This window comes from Polynucleobacter sp. 30F-ANTBAC (assembly GCF_018882385.1).
Taxonomy (GTDB): Bacteria; Pseudomonadota; Gammaproteobacteria; order Burkholderiales; family Burkholderiaceae; genus Polynucleobacter.
On record NZ_JACVON010000001.1, the window covers coordinates 212863 to 237666 of the forward strand.

General features: G+C 45.0%; 1 protein-coding gene (only partly in view). It reads left to right on the forward strand.

All coding sequences use genetic code 11. The features are described 5' to 3' along the window. Positions 1 to 24804, forward strand: partial view of an autotransporter-associated beta strand repeat-containing protein gene (locus ICN28_RS00980; protein ID WP_216285539.1) — the 5' portion only. The gene runs 11397 nt beyond the window's last position; the window shows 24804 of its 36201 coding nt (coding positions 1–24804); it begins with the start codon at positions 1 to 3; its stop codon lies beyond the right edge, outside the window.

The following is a 24804-nucleotide window of genomic DNA, read 5'->3' on the forward strand; positions in this document are numbered from 1 at the left end:
ATGTCCTTAGCCGGTGGGGCTTACGCCCAGTCATCGGCTGATGCATTGCCGACGGGGGGTCGCGTGGTGGCAGGTCAGGCCAATATCACTCAAACTACTAACACCATGAACGTTGTTCAAACGTCTCAACGTGCGGTGGTCAACTGGAACAGTTTCAACATCGGCTCTAACGCCCGTGTCGAGATCATTCAGCCGAATGCTCAGGCTGTGATCCACAACCGTGTGGTGTCTGCAAGCCCGACGCAAATCGACGGCATGCTCAAGTCCAACGGTCAGGTTGTGATCTCGAACGCTAAAGGCGTTACTTTTGGTACATCAGCTCAGATTGACGTAGGTGCCATCGTTGCGACAACGATGGACATCAATGACAAAGACTTCATGGACGGCAAGAACACCTACAAGGGCGATGGCACTGGTGCGGTGGTCAACTACGGCAAGATTCAGACAAATGATGCTAAAGGCTATGTGGCTTTATTGGCTCCCGAAGTTCGTAACGAAGGCTACATCTTGGCTAGAGGCGGTGCCGCTAACACGGTCGCTATGGCCAGTGGTTCTCAGATCACCTTGGACTTCCGCGGTGACCAGCTGATGAACGTCAAGGTAGACGCTTCTGCCTTCAAGTCTCTAATTGAGAACAAGCGTTTGGTACAGGTAGAAGGTGGCTTGGTGGTGATCGCCGCTAACTCCGCCGCTCAGTTGATGGGTTCAGTGATTAAGAACAGCGGCCGCATCAGTACTAGCAGCATGGTCAGACATGGCGGTATCGTTGAGATCTTGGCGGATACGGTTCAAAACCTAGGTTCTATCGTGGCTAACGCCATGGGCAGTACAGGTAACGGCGGCCAGATCAGCCTCAAAGGCAATACCATTGCTCTAGCCGATAGCAGCAAGATCAAGGCTAACGCCAAAGAGCAGGGCAATGGCGGACAAATCATCGTTCTATCTAATAAGAAGACCCAGGTATCTGGCATCCTAGAAGCCATGGGCGGTAAGACCCGTGGTAACGGTGGCTTCATCGACACCAGCTCTAAAGAAGTACTCGAGATCAGCAGCCAGACTAAGGTTGATACATCTGCCAGAAACATCCTAGGCAAAGCCGGTACTTGGCTATTGGATCCTATGGATCTCTTAATAACCTCAAGCTTTGCTCAGGTAATCAGCGATGCGTTGCAAAATAACAACGTGACGGTTCAGATACAGGGTAACGTTTGTTCAGGTGGTAGCTGCACCCAAAACGGTAGCGGTAACCTTACCATCGATCAGGGTGTAACCATCACGAAGACAGGTAGTGCCAGAACTGTTTTAACCTTCTTGGCGGATGGCACCTTCTTTAACTATGGCACGATTAACCAAGCAGCTGGTTCCATCCTTGATGTGGTAATCCACGCTCAAGATGTTAACTTGGCTCAAAACAGCAGCATCGAAGTGAACAAAGTAACTATCACTGCAGTTAACTCTGTGACAGGTTACGGTAGCATCGTTGGTGCAGGATCGAACCCATTGGTTAACATCCTAGCGAACGTCTTTAACTTCCATGGTGCGATTACGGTTAACTCTAGAAACCAGGTTACGGTTAACAATGCCAATGGATCTACAAGTAACGCAACAGGAAGTAACACAGCTAGCAACACCACAGTCGGAACGATCCGTATCGCAGCGGATGAGTTAACCTTGGCTTCAACTGGTAAGTTAGAAGCCAATGGTGATATTAATGGCGGTTCGATTACATTAACTGCTAATGGCACAGGTCATATTATTATTGAAGGTGTTATTCAAACAAATGGTGGTAATGGTCGTGGTGGAGAGATTACTATTTCCCAAGCCGACGATATTCATATTAATAACGCTATTATTCAATCCAACGCAAATAATGGCGGCAGTATTCAAATAATCACCAACTCTGGTGATTTAATTCTCAAAAATGCATTAATCCAAACTAACGGTTCAAATGGCCGGGGTGGTTCTATTGGAATATCCGCCACTAATAATACGTTGATCTCAGATTCTAATATCGAGGCAAAAGGATTTAATCAGGGTGGCAGAATCTTAATCGGCAATGATGCAGATAATGGCACATTGCCGTTTTCTATTTCTGTGACCTTAGATAATACGAATATTGATGTTTCTGGAATCAATAATCTAAATAATCAAGATATCAATCAAATCAAGATTGATACACAAAATGACTTACTCATTAATAACTCATCATTAAAAGCAAATGGTGAGCAAGGTGGTCAAATCTATTTGAACTCTCACTATCAAGACATTGTTTTTGATCATTCAGTAATTCAAACAAATGGCAGCAATGGTCGCGGAGGCACGGTTGAGATTTCTTCTAACTCAGGCAGCCTCACTATTAATAGCACCATCCAAGCGACTGGTGCCACTGTTGGCGGAACAGTTCTATTAACCGCAGATCACATTCTTTTGGATAGCAACACTCTCATCGATGTCACCGGTAACACTGGTGGCGGATCTGTATTGGTGGGTGGTGATTGGCAGGGTGGCAACAACCAAGACATCAGAGTCGTCCAAAATCGAGATATCCATCAATCGACCACAGTCACCATGAAAGACGAAGTGATCATCGATGCCAGCGCCAAGATCAATGGTGATGGTGGTGTGGTCGTTTTGTGGAGTGACATCACAAACTCAGGGTCAATTACCGAAGTACATGGAACGATTTATTCTAGAGGTGGTAACAACGGTGGCAATGGCGGCCAGATTGAGACATCTGCTAGCACCTTGAATATTGATGGGGTTGTTGTTGATACACAGGCTATCAATGGGCGATCTGGCTTATGGCTTTTGGATCCGTATAACTTTTTTATGGTCAATTCCATCGCAACTGTTGCGGCAAACTTAAATACAACAGATGTAGAAATTACAACGGCAAGCTCAACAATTATTTCTGGTTTTACAACTGAGTACTTTGGTTATGGTCACATCATCTTTACATTAGACCTAACATATACAGGCTCGAGAAACTCAGTGTTAACTCTCAACGCGGATGGCGATATTTACATTCAAGGAAATATTTCTGCTGCTGGGACTGGAAAGCTGGGCATTAATTTCAATGCCAGTGGGGACCAAGTTTATCTGAGCGGCAACATCACCACTAATGGTGGTGCAGTTACATTTAGTGCAAATGATGTTCATTTCCAGAAAACCAGTGGTGCTCAATCCATAACAACCAATGGCGGTAATCTAAGTTTCAATACTTCCAATATTTTGCTACTGAGACAGGGTGGTACGCTCACTCTTGACACGGGCGCTGGATCACTTAATCTCGGATCTGGTTCTGTTTCGATTACAAACACACAATATGGCATTACAGAACCTACTCTGCTGATGGAATGGGGTGGCCGTAGTAATAATGGTGAAAGGTATTACTACAACAACATTGTTGCTGGACGTGAGTACTCGTTGCGTCTTTGGATTATGGACTCTTGGGACGCCGAACAAGGCGAGCTTATTTTTAGTACCAATAGCACTGCAAGACAAAATGAATATTTTATTTTTTGGACAAAGGCCAATGCGAATAGTGATCCAAAGCTATACGATACTGGTGCCTCTGCTGGCACGCTTTACACAGTTGGCCCTGTAGGTCATTATGGCCACCACTCCTCCTTTACTGATGTGTATGTCGACATTACATTTAAAACGACACAAAATGGTTATATAAGAACGTGGAATAACCTCAATGAAGATGTTAGTAATGAATCTTTTGAGATTCAAAATCTAAGGGAAACTGGTTTCTCATCCAATTCAGGATTTACAACAGGCGGTAGAAGTTTGTCGCTGGTATCAACTGGTGGACAAATCACTGGTTCAGGAAATATCTCTGATTTAGCAAGTCTCACCGTCAACACGAACAATGCGTCTAGTTCACTTAGTGGAGCCATTTCTGGCTCCGGCACAACTCTTACCAAGGAAGGCACAGGGACATTAAGGCTAACTGGCAGCAACTCTTACACGGGTCTCACAACAGTGAGTTCTGGAGCTCTCAATCTTGCACCATCAGGAGTTGGTGAAATCAGATTGAGTGGTGGCATGGTTAACAATGCGAACGTTAGTTTTGATGGTTCTATGGGGGGAATCATTGGTGGCGGAACCTTCATTAACGGCGCTTCTGGTTCTGGAACATGGAATGTGAGTGGAACGACTAGTGGGAGAGGTCAATATAACAATCGTCTGGTTCTTGAGGGGAATACGACCATTTCTGGTCAAGTGACAGTCACAAACTACGGCAACTTCTGGCTTGAAAGCACTGGTATTAATTCAACTTCACCGATTTTTCTAGATGGTGCAAATACTTATCTAAATATTTACAACTTAACCAATACATTGATGAAGATTGGTGCGCTGAGTGGTAACGGTAAGGTAGAGGCAGCGGGCGGCGGTGTGTTGAGTTTATCTTTGGGTAATGGCGATGGTTCTGCTACTTTTGGTGGTGTTATTGCAAATTCATCAGCGGTGATGGCATTAACTAAAGCAGGTTCGGGCACTCAAACACTATCTGGTACAAATACCTACACTGGCAACACCACCATTTCAGCAGGAACATTATCGATTACTGGAACATTGGGTAGTGGCAACTATTCTGGGACCATATCAAATGCTGGTGTCCTCAACATCAACTCGAGTTCAAATCAAATACTGAACGGCATTATTTCTGGTGCAGGAAGCTTGACTAAATCGGGTTCAGGCACTTTATATCTCACTGGAAATAATACCTACAGCCTTGGGACAACAGTATCTGCTGGAACTATTGGCGTCTATCACAACAGTGCATTGGGATCTGGTTCTGTATCGATGACCGATAGTACAACTCTATTATTGGGTCGAGCAGTGACTGAAGTTGCAAACAGTATTTCTGTTACTGGTTCAGTAACGGCTGCGATTGATTCATCTGTTGAATATTTGCTGGTTGGTGGCGGCGGTGGCGGTGGAGGAATTATCGGCGGCGGCGGTGGCGGCGGCGGTTTAGTTATGAATACTGCTAATCTTGTTGGTGATCTTGCAGTCACTGTTGGTGCTGGTGGCGCGGGTGGCTACTACTGGAACTCTTCAAGTCAGCAAGGTCAGAACGGTGGAGATTCGCGCTTGGGAACGATAGTGGCTGCAGGCGGCGGCGGTGGAGGCGGTTATGGGAATAACCAGACAGGCTTCGCTGGAGGCTCAGGTGGTGGTGGAGCAAATACCCTCAATGGAGGGTCTAGTAGTTATGCAACCGATGGAATAAGTTATACCTACGGAAATCCAGGCGGCAATAGCCAGGCTAACCAGAGTGGTGGTGGTGGTGGTGCAGGTGGTGCTGGCGGAAACGCTATTGGCACTACTAGTGGCGCAGGTGGTGCTGGCGGTATTGGTATTTACAGTAGTATTTCTGGCACTCTTACAGGGTACGCGGGCGGTGGTGGCGGCGGTGTGAGGATTAACTGGGGTACAGCAGGTGCAGGAGCCACTAGCTTCGGCGGAGGTAACGGAACTGCATCGCGAAGTTATGCTGGATATGGTGTTGCTAATACCGGTGGCGGTGGCGGTGCAACTGGCTTCACGGAAGGAACGCAAAATGCCGGTGAGCTTTGGGCTGGTTATGGTGGCTCTGGTATTGTCATCGTCCGCTACCTTGGTGGTGTTGCTTCTACTGCTTCTGGTGCTGGTGCAACAGGGGCTGCGGGTACTGCATTAGCTGCTGGTTACTATGTCCATACCTTTACGACTGTTGGTAGCGGAACGTTAAGTCTAAGTCCAATTCCAACAAAAACATTTAGTGGCGTGGTTAGTGGAACAGGAAACCTTAACGTCAATGCCACAGGTGGAACGGTGACACTTACTGGGACGAACACCTACAGTGGTAATACCAGCATTAGTGGTGGCACATTGGTCATTGGCGGCTCTGGCTCATTAAATTCTGGTAACTATGCTGGAACAATTAGTAACGCTGGAACTTTGATCTACGCATCATCAGCTAATCAAACTTTTGCTGGGGTTATCAGTGGAGTGGGTTCATTAATTAAGAACACAAGTACATCTACTCTTACTTTATCTGGATCAAGCACTTATACGGGTGGCACAACAGTTTCAGGAGGCTTAGTTAAAGCTGGTATTGCATCAACTGGTTCTGCTGGTTCTGTCACCAATGGTGCTTTTGGTACGGGCTTGGTGACTGTGCAATCAGGATTCACTGCGGATCTAAATGGCTATGCTCAGGCGAACGCATTTAACTTAAGTGGTACTGGTTTAAGCAGTAATGGCGCATTGATCAACTCGACATCAACAGCTTTGACATTACCTGGAGCAATCACTCTGGCTGCTGATACAACCATCGGCAGCACTGGTGATTTAACTATTTCAGGTCAAATAACTTCTGCCACATTTGGTTTAGCTCTTAAGAATGGCGGGAACTATACATTTAGCAATACTTCAAACACTTTAAGTACCATCGCAGCAACAGGCATTGCATCATTAACACTGACTAATAATGCGACCCTAACAGTCGGAACAGTTAATAGCATTGCTGGCATTTCTTCTGCTGGAACAATTTCATTAACAGCCAATGTCATCGTGTTAAACGGTAACTTGAGCATCATCACATCAACAACTGATGGTCTGAGCTTGCTTTCTAAAACACATATCACCAATTCAAGTGCAACGACGATTAATACTCAAGGTGGTGATTTAATTATTGCTTCAAATATTGATGATGCAACTGATACTGATACAACTACCAATGGCTATGTCAATCTACGTGAGGGTTTAACAGTCAACACCAGAGGTGGTGATATCACGATTGGCGGTGGTAATGGTAGTGGATCAAGTTACGCGTTAGGTAGCTCAGCTACTGGATGGACTGAAGGGGTCCGTATTGATAAGGTGCTCTCATTAGTCTCTGGTAATGGCAATATCAGTATTAAAGGTAAGTCTTATGCTGCAAGCGTTGCCTCTACGACAGGTGGTGCAGCATTTGGTATTTACTATTTAATTAGTGCTGGTGTTATTAATTCGGGTACAGGTACTATTTATATTGAAGGTTATAGCCAAACTACCAACACATCGACTTATGGTTCTGGGCTTCTTTTTGCTTTAAACAATTCAAACACAACAACTATTACATCTGCTAACACAACTGCTGATGCGATTAAGTTACTAGGTATTGCAACAGGTACCGGTGGTGATACTTGGGGTATGGAAATTGAAACTAGTTCACCGGTCAATATTTATGCAGCAGGTGCGGGTGGTGGCATCACTCTTTCAACATCGCAGAAAGTGGCGAATCACGATGTGGTGATTCGTTCTGAGCTGCAAATCCTTGCAACTAGTGGTGACATAAAACTCTTGGGTAGTCAGAATATTTCTGGCTCACAAGGCAGTTTAACGGCATCATTTTGGACTAGTGCAAATGTATACATTGGTGCTAAGGCGGGTACAAGCATTACATCAAGCTCAAGTGATGTGTACATGACATACCAAGATCACTACCACAGTGGTCTCAGGCCCTACATCACAACTAGCGGTAAATTTATTTGGATGTCACCAAGTGATTCGTTTTCAGCCACTGTTGATACAGGTTGGTTTACGTTTAGCGGAATTTCTGGTCTATATGTTGGCAAAGCAACTAATGCCTACGATATCTCAATGACTGTGAGCGATATCACTGTTGCGGGGCCCGTTGAGATGACCTCTATGTCAGGTACTACTGCAAATGTCTATATTGGCAAGGCATTAACAGTTACAGGTGCCAATGCTTGGATTACTCTTAAAGCAGCAGAGTATGTCTATAACGACGGCGCAATATCTATGACTGGTACTGGCGCTAATAGATTCACAGTCATGGCTGGTAGAGATTTTTATTCCAATGCATCCATCTCAGGTGCAACTGGCAAGCCTATGACTGTCGATATCTATGCGGATGTCGATAACACTGGTGGCGGTCAGATTGTCCTCAATTCATCTTCCAGAATTCTCAGCTATGGTGGCAACATTACTCTACGAGGTGGTACCGGTGACACTACAACAGGTTGTGCTGCTGCTAAAACTTGTATCGCGGGATATGCATCCAATTCAGGTGGTGATTGGATTGGTTGGAATGGCTCATATTGGAATCCTGGTTACCAAGATAACGTCAGCGGTATCGTGATTGTAAGTAACGGCTCTATTGATGCTGGCGCTGGCTCTATTACTATGATGGGCCGAACATCTGATGCCTCTTCCTACGGCGTGCTTGTTTATAACGGCGGCACCACGATTAAAGCCGGTGGAGATATCACGATCACTGGTATCACTGCAAGTGGTGGTAGTGGTTGGGGTGTTGATATCGAAAGCGGTACGCTTTGGTCAACTGCTGGCAACATTAGTATTACCGGTACAGGTAGTAACGGTATCTATTTCGCTTCGCAAACGATTGTTGCCGGTAATGCAACATCAAATCCTAGTTCAGGTGGCACGATCACAATCAATGCCACTGGCAATACATCTGGCTACTATGGCTTACGTCAAAATGCTAGTTCAATCGAAGCTGTTGGAGCTGTCACAATTACAGCAACAGCTATTGCAAACCATGCTTACCGCTTAGAAGGTACTGGTGGCAGAGTTCAGTCAGCAGCAGATATTACGATTAGTGCGACCCAAGGTAGTTGGGGTCTCACCATGTATAACAATTCATTGATTCAGTCTACTGCTGGCAATATTGCGATTACCTCTAATGGAACTGGGGGTGGTATGTACTTCGGTACAACTGGAGGTATTTATGCAAGCAGTAATACCTCAACTCCAACAGCTGTTCCAACAGCCGGCGGCACTCTAACAATAAATGCAACTGGTGACGGTCAATATGGTATTCAAGGTGTTACTGGTTCCTTAGTTTCTTTTGGTGCGATGAACATTACTGTTCGTGGTGCAGGGGCTTATGAAGGTTTTTACATTGCTGGTTCCGGTTCATTTAGGGCTGTAGGAAATATCACCATTGACTCTGCTACCAGCGGAGCGCATTGGGGATTTGCACTTTACGATAGTCGTGTTATTCAGTCGACAGAAGGTAATGTTTCTCTTACTGCTATAGGTAACTACGGCGTTCATCTGAATGGCAGTATTGCTGCAAGTACTAGTGCAACAGACACATCTGCTTCAACAGTACCGGCAACTGGTGGATCAGTTACGATCAGCGCAACTGGAAGAACTCAGCAAGGTCTTGAGATGGTTGCTGGTTCTTTGATTGCTAACAATGCGATAACGATTACTGGTAGTGCTACGGGTGGGTACCATGGCGTCTATATTGCTGGTACGGGATCTTTGAAAGCGGTCGGTAATATCGTAATCACAGCAAGTACTGCTGGAGCGCAGTGGTCTTTCTATCAGACTGGAAGTCGATTTATTCAGTCGACTATAGGCAATATTTCTATTACATCAACTGCGGCTGCTGGCTACGGTGTGTATATGAGTGGTGGTGGCTTGGTGGCTGGTAACAATACAACTACGCCAACTGCTGGCGGCACAATCACTATTAATTCCAGCTCTTCTTACAACGACATCACGGGTGCTGCTCTGAGGTTGGATGGCACAAGTACTAAGATTATTGCTTACGGTGACATCAGTATTTATGCTAATGGAGCAGCATTAGGTTTGAATGGTGTTAATCAACAAGGTCACGGCATCATTCTTTGGGGTGAATCTCAAGTAGTTCGCAGCTTCAACGGCGCTATCAGCATGACGGGCTATGCGAATCGCAGTGCTGGTGGTGTCGCTAACTGGGCGAATGCTTCTGGCGGTATCACTCTTTACAGTGACGGCGCTACTATTCAAGCTAAAGGTAACGTGACGCTCAATGGAGTTTCCTCTCAAGGTATTGGTCTTTATCTCACCGCTTATGATGGCAATGGCGGTGGTATCACCTCTGATACTGGCAATATCGTGATGAATGGCTTAAGTAATAACGCCTCATATGGTGGTGTTCTTATTCGTCTGCCAGTGACTGCAACTTTAGGATCTGTGACGATTTCTGCGGCAGGTCAAAATTATGGTTACTATCAAGATAATTGGAGTGGTTCTGTTTCTGCTAAAACTGATGTGAATATCATTGGCTATGCTACTGCTGGCCATGGTGTTTACCTAGGTATAGGCTCTATTTCATCGAGTAACGGTAATGTGGTTTTTTCTGGCTATACATCTAGCGCAACAACTACCGATTATGGTATTTACTCAAATGCAATCAATGCTTCCGCAAGTAATGGCTCTGTTACTTTCCAAGGTGCAAAACTTGATACGGTCACAACGCTTGCAAATGCGGTTAGCAACTTGTCAGGTGGCAGCCCGGCACCATTATTTGCTATTGCAGATTCCGCTACCCCAGCCTTTGCTGCAACAAAAGGTCTGAATTGGACTGGCGCGGTTACGGCAAATACATCAACTGGTTACGTTTTAATTAACGCAAAAGCTCCATCTATTACAGGCGCCATTACAGCCTATGGCATTGCTTTGCTTGCTAATAATCAAAGCTATACCCTCAACAACACAAGTAATTCAATCAAAGCATTTGCTGCTGATATTGGTACCGGAAGCTTGAATATTGCAACAAATTCAAATCTTGAAATTGGTAGTTATGGAAGTGTTGAAGGTTTTACTGGTAGTGGCTTGACAGTTACTAGCACGGCAACGTTGACACAAACCAAACCAATCAGTGTTTCTAACTTGACCTTGGCTGGTACAGGTGGCGTATTTGATCTTGATCAAGCTAACACAATCAGCACCAGCATTGCATTAAATAGTGGAACGTTAAAAGTAAGTAATGCGGCTGCGTTAGGTGCTTCTACAACTCCAATCACGTTAGGCGCCAATTCAATACTTCTATCAAATGTCAGCACTTTGACTTTGAGCAATCCTATTGTGATGAGTGGCGCTGCGACAATCAATGCGCCATCGGGTCACACGTTCACTCTGGGTGGAATTATTAGTAGCTCTGGTAATCTCACCATCAATAGCCCAACAACAAATACGGGCACAGTGATCTTTACTGGTGCTAATACTTACAGTGGAACCACTACGATTTCAGCGGGTACGCTGCAAATTGGTTCTGGTTCAACCACAGGGGTGCTGGGCACTGGCGCAGTAACTAATAATGCCGCTTTGATCTTTAATCGTAGTAATGACTTCACAGTCTCAAACACAATCTCTGGTACAGGTAGCGTCACTAAAGAAGGAAGTGGCAAACTAACTTTAAGCACTGGGCAAAGTACTTATAGTGGGGGTACAACAGTCAATTCTGGTACTTTGATACTTAATGACATCTATAACAATAGTAATGGCGTCATTCTGGGTGTTTTAAACGTTAATGCAAATGGTATTGTTCAATTAACAGGTTCTACTTCTGCATTTGGATGGAGCGGCAATCGCGTTTCAACCATTAACATCAATGGTGGTCTAGTTGAGGTGGTGGGTGCTGTTCAGCACATTTGGAATGCGACTCTTAACTTTAATGGTGGCGGCACCTTAAGATCTAATAGTGGTACAAGCTCTAATTCAACAACCTCTTATTGGGAATGGGGTGGTGTTACTGTTAATGTGACTAATCCTTCATCTGAGGCACAGATCGCAGGCAGAATCAACCTACGTTCAGATTTAGGTACGAGCACATTCACGATTGCTGATGGTGTTGCCACCAATGATTTATTAGTGAGTGCCGCTATTACTCAAGCCTCTGCGATGGGCTTTACTAAAGCTGGTGCTGGTACGATGATAGTATCAGGTGCTAACACTAATACTGGTGCAATTACTGTCAATGCCGGTACGCTTGCTGTGACAAATGATGCTGGTTTAGGTACCACGGCTGGTGGTGTAACAGTTGCAAGTGGCGCAATCTTAGATTTGCAAAATATCACTGTGGGCACTGAATCGTTAACAGTTAATGGCGGTACGATTACGACCAGCACTGGTACATCAAGTCTAAGCGGTACTGTAGCTTTAGGTGCAAATAGCACCGTGAACGTAGCTGGTACCCAATTAACGCTTTCCGGCATTATTTCTGGCACAAATTTTGGCATCACTAAAACGGGTACTGGCATCTTGGTGCTTTCAGCGGCTAATACTTATACAGGCGCTGTGACTGTCAGCGCAGGTACGCTCGCTGTGTCTAATGCTACGGGCTTGGGCTCAACTGCTGGTGGTGTGACAGTCGCGAATGGCGCAACACTAGATTTACAAAACGTAACGGTGGGTGCTGAATCACTGACCGTTAATGGCGGTACGATTGCGACTAGTACTGGTACATCAAGCCTAAGCGGTACAGTTGCCTTGGGTGCAAACACCACCGTGAGCGTAGCTGGTACGCAATTAACGCTGTCAGGCATTATTTCCGGCACAAATTTTGGTATTACTAAAACGGGTGCTGGCATCTTGGTGCTGTCAGCTGCTAATACTTATACAGGTGTAACCACAATTTCAGGGGGTATCTTATCTGCCTCAAGTCTTGCGAATGGTGGCTCAAATAGTAATATCGGTGCCTCAAGTAACGCAGCGACTAACCTAGTATTTGATGGCGGTACGCTTCGATACACTGGTGCCGCAGCGAGCACAAATCGTTTGTTCACTATTACTGATAATGGTGGCGCGCTCAATGCATCAGGTACAGGTGCCTTGGACTTTACTAATTCAGGTGCAATTGCCTATATTGGATCAGCTGCACGCACCTTTACCCTCAATGGAGCTAGCGCTGGTGATAATAAGTTAACAGCAGTGTTAGCAGACAATACTGGCTTAACTAGTGTCACTAAATCAGGCGCTGGTACTTGGTGGCTTTCTGGTGCCAATACCTATACAGGCGGTACAACGATTTCAGAAGGTATTTTAGAATTAGGTAACGCTGCTGCATTGGGTAGCACTTCTGGCACGGTTTCTGTTGCTAGCGGCGCAGCGCTTGATCTAAATGGTCAAACTGTGACAAACACCAATGCGCTCACCCTACGTGGCACAGGCATTAGTTCTGGTGGTGCATTAATTAATAGTTCAGCAACGGCGGCAAGTTATGCGGGTGCTATTTCTCTCGCTTCTAATTCATCGATTAGCACGACTAACGGCAACATTACATTAAGTGGTCAAATTAGTGGCACGGCTTCTTTGACCAAAGTTAGCAGTTATACATTAATTCTATCTGGCACTAATACCTACTCTGGCGGTACAACGATATCAGCGGGTACTTTATCAATCAACGCAGACGCTAATCTTGGCTCTGGAAATATTAGTTTGGGTGGCGGTACTTTATCGATTACAGGTTCAGCAGCATTTAGCTCAGCTAAGAATTTCACTTTAACAGCAGCAAGCACGATTAATAATAGCAATGCTGGTGGTGCAACATTGAGTGGTACTGTTTCCAATGGTGCTCATACCTTAACTGTGGATACTAGCCAGGCCATGACAATGTCAGGTGTTATTGGTAATGGTTCTGGTGGTCTAACAAAAACTGGTACTGGCGTATTAACTATAAGTGGGGCAAATACCTATACTGGTTTAACCAACATTAACGCCGGCACACTTAAACTTGATAATGCTGGTGCGCTAGGAACTGCTGCTGCAGGTACAGCTGTAGCATCTAATGCGGTGCTTGATCTTAATGGTCAAACCATTACTAATTTAGAAGCATTAACGATTAATGGCACAGGTATTAGCTCTGGTGGTGCATTGATCAATAGTTCAGAGACTGCTGCAAGTTACGCAGGCAACATCACAATCTCATCAGCGACTATCTTTAACACGGCAAGTGGGATCACGATTTCTGGCACAGTTACAGGCGGCAGCTCAACCAACACTTTGCTATTAACTGGTGGCGGTAATTACACATTGAATAATGCAAGCAATGTGATTTCAACGTTTGCAGGTCAAGTTGGTTCGTTAACCTTGAGAAGCAGCAACTTACTGATTGGCGCTGCTAGTGCAGTCACTGGTTTGAGTGCCACTGGCAACATCACAATCAATGTCACCGGTGACATTGTTGCCAATTCAGCGATAGGTTATTCGGGTTCTACTGCTGGCACATTATCCTTAACTGCTGGAGATGATATTTTCATCAATAGCACCATCGCTTCATCTGATGGCGCCTTAGGAGTTCAGTTAACTGCGGGTGCTTCTACTGGTTATATCGGTATTGAAAACAATATCACCACACGAGGTGGTGCTGTGACAATCACCGCTCCAACTATTGCGCTTCAACAGAATTCTTTCGCAATTAATACAACGGCACCATCAGGCGCTGGTGGTGCTGTGACATTTACGGGTCCTGTGTTGCTCGCAGTTGATGCGGCAGACATCGCAATCAACACAGGTGGTGGCAATATTAACTTCTCATCAACGGTCGATTCAGCATCATCTTATTTGCGCCAAGCAGATTTATTTACTGACATTGTCTCAACCACAGATGGTTGGAGTAGTAGCTCAACTAACACTAGCACCGCATGGGGCACAATACTAGGGCTATACACTACTGGTCCGCTCACCCGCACATTTAATTTAGGTGGAGCAGGGAGAACTATTACGTTTGAATTCTATCGCTTGGATTCTTGGGATAGCGAATACTTTGATATCACGATTGGAAGCCGAATTTTCAGGGGCCAATTTTTGTGTTGCCAGACCACTGATGCAGCCCATATGTTGTCGGCCGCATCTCAAACAGTTGGAAGTTACACCACAACGATAACCTCACAAGGTATTGCATCCCCGAATGTGAATGCAAGCTGGAATGACTCAAAGTACCTCATCACAATTGCAGCCCCTTCATCAAGTATTAATCAAACAATCAGTTTAAGTTCAACACTTGATTCAGCAAATAATGATGAATCTTGGGGTACCAGGAACTTTACGGTTTCAGCTGCAAATACTGTTTTCATGGCTAATGCTAGCGGTCTAGTCGTCAATGCGGGTGCTGGCAATGTCACCGTGAATGGCGCAATGGGTGCAACTAAGAATGTTGGTAATACTGCATTCACTGGGGCGCAGATTACAGCAACATCTATTAATCTATGGGGAAGTAGCGCACCTCTATACATCAATAACTCAGCAGCAAGTTCGATTACGGGCGCTATATCTCAAGCAAAATTAACTAAAGACGGCTCTGGCACATTAACTCTATCTGGTACCAATACTTATGCCGGTGTAACTACCATCAGTGCAGGTACTCTGAGCGTAGCAACAATTGGTGATGGTGGTGTTGCAGGAAACCTAGGTCAGGCCACCAATGCAGCAGCAAATCTTGTGCTCAATGGCGGAACGCTTAAGTACACAGGTACTACGGCCTCTACTAATCGTAACTTCACACTAATATCTGGAACTAACTCCACAATAGATATTGCTAGCGCTCTTTCTACACTGACTATGTCAGGTGCTTCGACTTCTACAACTGGTGGATTGACTAAAGCGGGTGCGGGTACATTATTACTATCTGGCGCGAGTGCTTATACGGGTCTGACTACTGTGTCTGCAGGTACTATTAAATTAGGATCGGCAGGTAGCGGTACAAATACTCCATTAGGTACGGCCACTAGCGGTACAGTTGTAATGAGTGGTGCAGCATTGGATTTAAATGGCTATAACTTAGTCACTGCTGAAGCATTAACCATCAGTGGTACAGGTGTGAGCACCAGTGGCGCCTTGTTTAACTCAAGCGCAACAGCTTCAACTTATCTTGGTGCTATCACCCTAGCAGCTGATTCAACTATCAAATCAACGGGTGATCTGACTCTAAGCAGCACAGTTGATGGTGCATTTGCATTAACAGTGACTAATACAGGTACTGTTGGATTTAGATCACGAGTGGGTAGTTCAGCATCACGATTGGCGAGCATCTCTGTCAGCGGTCCAGTCAACCTTAGCTCTGATGTTTGGACAACGGGTGCCCAAACATACAGTAGCAATGTAGGTGTTAATGATGAAATCAGCCTCAACTCTTCAAGCGGTGGTGTAACCATAGGCGGTACTGTAACTGGCATTCAAATTCCGAGCACCTTGTTGTATGAGACCACTTCAGCCACTAGGGCAATCGATGCAACAAGCTACAGCGCTAATAATTCTGGATCATTCAGCGGGGCGATTACACGGATCACCTACAGAATGGAAGTAAAAGTTGGCACCACACCTTACTGGGTTGAAGTTAGTTTTGACCCATGGGCGAACAACCTAACGGCATCTGATTTACGTATACCAGACTTATCCAATAACTTGGTTGTCCAGAAGATTGTGCAAAACATGGTGGTGAAGTCCAACCAAACATCTGGTATTTCAGGTACAGCAACTGCTGTGAATGTAGGCTCTGGGTTTACTGGGTACCTAGAATTATGGCCATGGAACTATGGAACGGAAGCAAGTGCTCCGATAGGTGTACCAACTGGTGATATTACTAAGTATGACTTTAATGACACTCATAACAGTAATGGAGTTTATGGCTCATTCCAGGTTCATAACATCACAGCAGGGTCTACGCAGACAGTATTGGCTTGGAATAACCACACAGCGACAACGCCTGACGTTGGTATGGGTAATTACATTGGTACAGCAGGTAACTCCAATGGCCATACCGACTGGACTTTTACTGGCGGAAATGCAACAAGTCTCGGCAAAGTTGATTTCAAGCTTCAAGTTCGTGTTAATGAACGCAATCCTGGTTTAACGATCAATGGTGGCACTGGTGCTGTTTCTGTCACAGGTAATGTGAGTGGTCTCAATGCATTAACTATTAACTCTAATGCAACTACGAGCACGATTACAGGCTCTATTTCTGATGCATCAGGTTCTGCAACCACATTAACGAAGCAGGGTACAGGTACTTTGGTTCTTAATGGTGCTAACTCATACACCGGTGCAACCACTGTTTCAGCCGGCACACTCAAGTTGGGTCATGCCACCGCATTAGGTACTGCAGCAACTGGTACAACTGTTGCTTCTGGTGCTGTGCTTGACCTCAATGGACAAAACGTCAGCAATGCTGAAGCTTTGACCATCAGTGGTGATGGCATCAGTTCTGGTGGCGCCTTAATCAATAGCTCTTCAACAGCTGCTACATTTGGTGGATTAATCACATTAGCAGATGACACCTTGATTGTTGGTGAAACCGGTACAATTGCCTTAAGCCATGCTGGCACGATCACAGGCGCTTACGATTTGACTTTGGGTGGTGCGCAGGGAGGCTCGATCACATCTATTGTCGGTATCTCAACGGGTTCACTCACTAAAGTAGGCGCCGGTACTTGGACGATGTCAGGTTTAAATACCTACACAGGCGGCACAGATATCGATGCAGGTATCTTAAAAGCAGGTAGCGCTAAACCATTTGGTGCAGCCTCAGGTACTGTCACGGTTGCCGATGGTGCAGTATTGGATCTCAACGGCCAAACATTCACGAACGCCTACGCTCTCACTTTAAACGGTATGGGTATTAGCACTTCTGGTGCATTGACCAACAGTAGCTCAAGTACCGGTGTTTATATAGGCGCTATCACTCTAGGCAGTGATTCAGCCATTGGCGGTACTGGTGGTGCTATCTCTGTCACTGGGTCTGTAAATGCCAGCGCCAATAACTACGGCTTAGCCTTCATTGGAACAAAAGCGATAAGCTTGTCCAGCACTAGCAACGCTCTTAGAACGATTGCTTCTAATACAACCGTCGGCGCCATCACTGTTGTTAACACAGGTGACTTGGAGATTGGTTCTGTCACAGACGGTGTCAGCACTTATAATGGCATCACTTCATGGGGTGCCATCAACATCAGAACGACAGGTGATTTAACCATCTCTCAAGATGTTGCAACAACCAGCACCTCTAAGTCAGCAACTGCTCCTGCCTTACTGTTGTCAGCAGGTAGTGGTGAGGCTGCGGGTAGCATTACTAAGAATATCTTATTGGTCAACTCACCAGAATTCACGGTTGGCACTGGTGGTGCCGCTAACTTCTACACCGGTGGATTGACAGAAAGTGCAGATTTAAAAGCCTACGCTGAAGCACAGACTAATAACAACACGGCTACTTATTACTCAACACTAACCACGCAGCCAACCACGGCTGGTTATAACGTTGTTTATCGTGGTACTCCACCGTATATTTATGTCACGATTGTTGATGGCCAATCAAGCACTTATGGTACAGCCAGTGGTTTGAGCTTCTGGTATTCCACCAGCGCCTCATCCTACGGTTCATCTTATATTCCAGGATTGTTATCAACATTAACAACAGCTCAAACATTTACGGCTGGTGCCACCACGATGAATGTCAATGTGGCAGGCATTACTGGAACAATTGATATAAGTACTACTTTGAGCTCAACGCTCAATGCCACTACATATAATCTGACCTTAAATCCAACACTTGCACTAACTGGTGTGCCTGGTGTTTCATTCCTTGCGGGTGACGCGAAGTCATTTGTTGTTAACCCCAAAACTGTCACTTTAAGTGCATCTAAGACTTATGACGGCACGACCTCGTTAACCGGTATGGTGACGATCACGACCGGTGTTGGCTCAGAAACACTTACTTATTCTGGCGCAACAGCAAATAATGCGAACGTTGCAACTACTGATAAATACATTAGCGCTATTACCTTAGCTAATGGTACCAATGGTGGTGCTGCAACTAACTACCAATTACCAACGTTGAATCGTGCTAATGCGCCTGTGACGATCAATGCAAAAACTGTCACATTAAGCGCTGAAAAAACATACGACAGTAACACTTCATTGACCAATTATGTGACTGTGACAACAGGTGTTGGTACACAGACATTGACTTATACCAATGCTGCTGCAAATGATGCGAACGTTGCAACTACTGATAAATACATCAGTGCTATTACATTGGCTGATGGTACCAATAGTGGTGTTGCAACTAACTACCAATTACCAGCGCTGAATCGTACTAACGCACCTGTGACAATTAATCCTAAAACAGTTGCTCTAAGTGCATCTAAGACGTATGACGGTACAACCTCGTTAACCGGTAAGGTGACGATTACGACCGGTGTTGGCTCAGAAACACTTACTTATTCTGGCGCAACAGCGAATGATGCCAATGTAGCCACTGCTAATAAGTATATTAATGCTATTACCTTGGCTGATGGTACCAATGGTGGTGTTGCAACTAACTACCAATTACCAACTTTGAATCGCGCTAACGCCCCTGTGACGATCAATGCAAAAACTGTCACATTAAGCGCTGAAAAAACATACGACAGTAACACTTCATTGACCAATTATGTGACTGTGACAACCGGTGTTGGCTCAGAAACACTTACATATTCTGGCGCAACAGCGAATGATGCCAATGTAGCCACTGCTAATAAGTATGTGAATGCCATTACATTGGTCGACGCAAGCGATGCTTCAGGTGGCTTGGCTTCAAACTACCAATTGCCAACCTTGAATCGTGCTAATGCACCAGTGACGATCAATACAAAAACTGTCACATTAAGCGCTGAAAAAACATACGACAGTAACACTTCATTGACCAATTATGTGACTGTGACAACAGGTGTTGGTACACAGACATTGACTTATACCAATGCTGCTGCAAATGATGCGAACGTTGCAACTACTGATAAATACATCAGTGCTATTACATTGGCTGATGGTACCAATAGTGGTGTTGCAACTAACTACCAATTACCAGCGCTGAATCGTACTAACGCACCTGTGACAATTAATCCTAAAACAGTTGCTCTAAGTGCATCTAAGACCTATGACGGCACGACCTCGTTAACCGGTAAGGTGACGATCACGACCGGTGTTGGCTCAGAAACACTTACTTATTCTGGCGCAACAGCGAATGATGCCAATGTAGCCACTGCTAATAAGTATATTAATGCTATTACCTTGGCTGATGGTACCAATGGTGGTGTTGCAACTAACTACCAATTGCCGACTCTTGATCGTGCAAATGCGCCGGTGACAATTAATCCTAAGACGGTTGCTCTAAGTGCATCTAAGACGTATGACGGTTCAACCTCGTTAACAGGTAAGGTCACCATCACGACCGGTGTTGGCTCAGAAACACTTACTTATTCTGGCGCAACAGCAAATGATGCCAATGTAGCCACTGCTAATAAGTATATTGATGCCATTACCTTGGTCGATACAAGCGATGCTTCAGGTGGCTTGGCTTCAAACTACCAATTGCCAAGCTTGAATCGTGCTAATGCACCTGTGACGATTAATCCTAAAACAGTTGCTCTAAGTGCATCTAAGACCTATGACGGCACGACCTCGTTAACCGGTAAGGTGACGATCACGACCGGTGTTGGCTCAGAAACACTTGCTTATTCTGGCGCAACAGCGAATGATGCCAATGTAGCCACTGCTAACAAGTATATTAATGCTATTACCTTGGCTGATGGTACCAATGGTGGTGTTGCAACTAACTACCAATTACCAACTTTGAATCGCGCTAACGCCCCTGTGACGATCAATGCAAAAACTGTCACATTAAGCGCTGAAAAAACATACGACAGTAACACTTCATTGACCAATTATGTGACTGTGACAACCGGTGTTGGCTCAGAAACACTTACATATTCTGGCGCGACAGCAAATGATGCGAACGTTACAACTACTGATAAATACATTAGCGCTATTACCTTGGTTGATGGTACCAATGGTGGTGCTGCAACTAACTACCAATTGCCAACGTTGAATCGTGCTAATGCGCCTGTGACTATCAATGCAAAAACTGTCACATTAAGCGCTGAAAAAACATACGACAGTAACACTTCATTGACCAATTATGTGACTGTAACAACCGGTGTTGGCTCAGAAACACTTACATATTCTGGCGCAACAGCGAATTATGCCAATGTAGCCACTGCTAATAAGTATGTGAATGCCATTACATTGGTCGACGCAAGCGATGCTTCAGGTGGCTTGGCTTCAAACTACCAATTGCCAACGCTGAATCGTGCAAATGCGCCGGTGACGATTAATCCTAAAACAGTTGCTCTAAGTGCATCGAAGACCTATGACGGCACGACCTCGTTAACGGGTAAAGTCACCATCACGACCGGTGTTGGCTCGGAAACACTCACATATTCTGGCGCAACAGCAAATAATGCGAACGTTGCAACTACTGATAAATACATTAGCGCTATTACCTTGGTTGATGGTACCAATGGTGCTGCTACTAACTACCAATTGCCAACGCTGAATCGTGCTAATGCACCCGTGACGATCAATGCAAAAACTGTCACATTAAGTGCTGAAAAAACATACGACAGTAACACTTCATTGACCAATTATGTGACTGTGACAACCGGTGTTGGCTCAGAAACGCTCACATATTCTGGCGCAACAGCAAATCATGCCAATGTAGCCACTACTAATAAGTATATGGATGCCATTACCTTGGTTGATGCAAGCGATGCTTCAGGTGGCTTAGCTTCAAATTACCAATTGCCAACCTTGAATCGTGCTAATGCGCCGGTGACGATTAATCCTAAAACAGTTGCTCTAAGTGCATCTAAGACGTATGACGGTACAACCTCTTTAACGGGTAAAGTCACCATCACGACCGGTGTTGGCTCAGAAACACTCACATATTCTGGCGCAACAGCGAATGATGCCAATGTAGCCACTGCTAATAAGTATATTGATGCTATTACCTTGGTCGATGCAAGCGATGCTTCAGGTGGCTTGGCTTCAAACTACCAATTGCCAACCTTCAATCGTGCTAATGCGCCGGTGACGATTAATCCTAAAACAGTTGCTCTAAGTGCATCTAAGACGTATGACGGTACAACCTCGTTAACCGGTAAGGTCACTATCTCGACCGGTGTTGGCTCAGAAACACTCACGTATTCTGGCGCTACAGCAAATGATGCCAATGTAGCCACTGCTAATAAGTATGTGGATGCTATTACCTTGGCTGATGGTACCAATGGTGGTGTTGCAACTAACTACCAATTGCCAACGTTGAATCGTGGTAATGCACCAGTGACGATCAATGCAAAAACTGTCACATTAAGCGCTGAAAAAACATACGACAGTAACATTTCATTGACCAATTATGTGACCGTGACAACTGGTGTTGGGTCAGAAACACTCACGTATTCTGGCGCTACAGCAAATGATGCCAATGTAGCCACCGCTAATAAGTATATTGATGCTATTACATTAGTCGATGCAAGCGATGCTTCAGGTGGCTTGGCTTCAAACTACCAATTGCCAACCTTGAATCGTGCTAATGCGCCCGTGACAATTAATCCTAAGACGGTTGCTCTAAGTGCATATAAGACGTATGACGGTTCAACCTCGTTAACAGGTAAGGTCACCATCACGACCGGTGTTGGCTCAGAAACACTTACTTATTCTGGCGCAACAGCGAATGATGCCAATGTAGCCACTGCTAATAAGTATATTGATGCTATTACCTTGGTTGATGCAAGCGATGCTTCAGGTGGCTTAGCTTCAAATTACCAATTACCAACGCTGAATCGTGCAAATGCACCTGTGACGATTAATCCTAAAACAGTTGCTCTAAGTGCATCTAAGACCTATGACGGCACAACCTCGTTAACCGGTAAGGTGACGATTACGACCGGTGTTGGCTCAGAAACACTCACATATTCTGGCACAACAGCGAATGACGCCAATGTAGCCACCGCTAATAAGTATATAGATGCTATTACCTTGGTTGATGCAAGTGATGCTTCAGGTGGCTTAGCTTCAAATTACCAATTGCCGACTCTTGATCGTGCAAATGCGCCGGTGACGATTAATCCTAAAACAGTTGCTCTAAGTGCATCGAAGACCTATGACGGCACGACCTCGTTAACGGGTAAAGTCACCATCACGACCGGTGTTGGCTCGGAAACACTTACTTATTCTGGTGCAACAGCGAATGATGCCAATGTAGCCACTGCTAATAAGTATGTGGATGCCATTACCTTGGTCGATGCAAGCGATGCTTCAGGTGGCTTGGCTTCTAACTACCAATTGCCAACCTTGAATCGTGCTAATGCGCCGGTGACGATTAATCCTAAAACAGTTGCTCTAAGTGCATCTAAGACGTATGACGGTACAACCTCTTTAACGGGTAAAGTCACCATCACGACCGGTGTTGGCTCAGAAACACTCACGTATTCTGGCGCTACAGCAAATGACGCCAATGTAGCCACTGCTAATAAGTATATTGATGCTATTACATTAGTCGATGCAAGCGATGCTTCAGGTGGCTTGGCTTCAAACTACCAATTGCCAATACTTAATCGCGCTAATGCTCCTGTGACGATCACCTTAAAGGTATTAACGATTACAGCCGATGCCCGTTCAACAACTTATGGTACTGAACTGGTTTTAGGTACAACCGGCTTTACTCAGTCGGGTCTTGATACATCTGTTGATAGTATTAGTGGCATTACCTTGAAGCACGGTACCAACACCACAGTTCCAGGGACTCAATTTGCCGGTACATATACCGATGAAATCATTGCTAGCGCCGCAACAGGTTCTGGATTGAGTAACTACAGTATTTCTTATGTTCCAAATACATTAACGGTGAACAAGTATGCTATTTCCATCAACGCGCCAGATGTAACCAAAGCCTACAATGGCAATTTGTCTTATACCGCTAGCAATGCTGATTTGGCAGCGATGGGTGCTCATCTATTAAATAGCGATGTCATTACAGCGGCAACCATCACCTTTGCCAATAAGAATGTGAGTGCTGGCGATAAAGTAGTGACATTGGATGCTATTACATTAAGCGATAGCAATGGTGGCAATAACTACCAAGTAACCTTGGTGGGTAATTCAACTAGTACGATCACTCGTCAATCATCCGTGACTTGGGTTGGCGGCGCTACCGGTGAGTGGTTTACTCCTAATAACTGGGCCTTGACCAGTGATAACAGCATCAGAGGTGCAGTGCCTGATTTAAGCAACGTATCTGCTGTCGTTATTCCTTCTGGCACAACCGTCACATTCAACCCTTCAAATATCTCAGGTTTGGCAGAGGCTGGCACAGTCAATATTAGTACTTTGACTGGTGGCTCACTCAATCTAACAAGTGGTTCTTTATCTGGCACAGATATCAATCTTGCCAATTTAAATACCTCCGCTGGAACAACTCTGACAGCAAGTACGGGTGTTACGGTTGCTCCTGCATCTGGCATCAGCAATACTTTGGCTGGCGTATTGGCTGGAACAGGCACTTTGACTACAAATGGTCCTGGTACTTTGATCTTAAGTGGTCAAAATACATACTCAGGTGCCACCAACATCAATGCCGGCGTGATTTCAATCAGTGCTGATGACAACTTAGGTGTCGCACCTGGTTCCACTACGGTGAATTCATTGAATTTAAACGGCGGTACCTTATTGGTGACAGGGGATATAACTCTGAATAGTCATCGTGGCATTAGTCTGGGCGCTAATGGTGGAACCTTTGATATTGATGACACTAAAACACTCATTTATAACGGTGTTATTGCTGATGCAAATGCTGTGGTTGGCAATCTAATCAAAGAAGGTACTGGTGTCTTAAGACTAAGTGGTGACAATACATATACCGGTTCAACGGTTATTAATGCTGGTGAATTAAACGTTACTGGCTCATTATCTGATTCAACAGCTGTTTCAGTCGCAACAGGCGCAACCTATAACTTAGGAAGCAGCGATTCAATTGCGTCTTTAGCTGGATCAGGATCTGTCAATCTTAATACCTATACATTAACTATAGTCGGTAGTGAGTATGAGTATTTCAGTGGCTTTGGTCTTAATTCAAATTGGATTTCAAGCACTGGGACACTACTGACAGCCAATCAAGCGCAATCAACTAATCATCCCGCA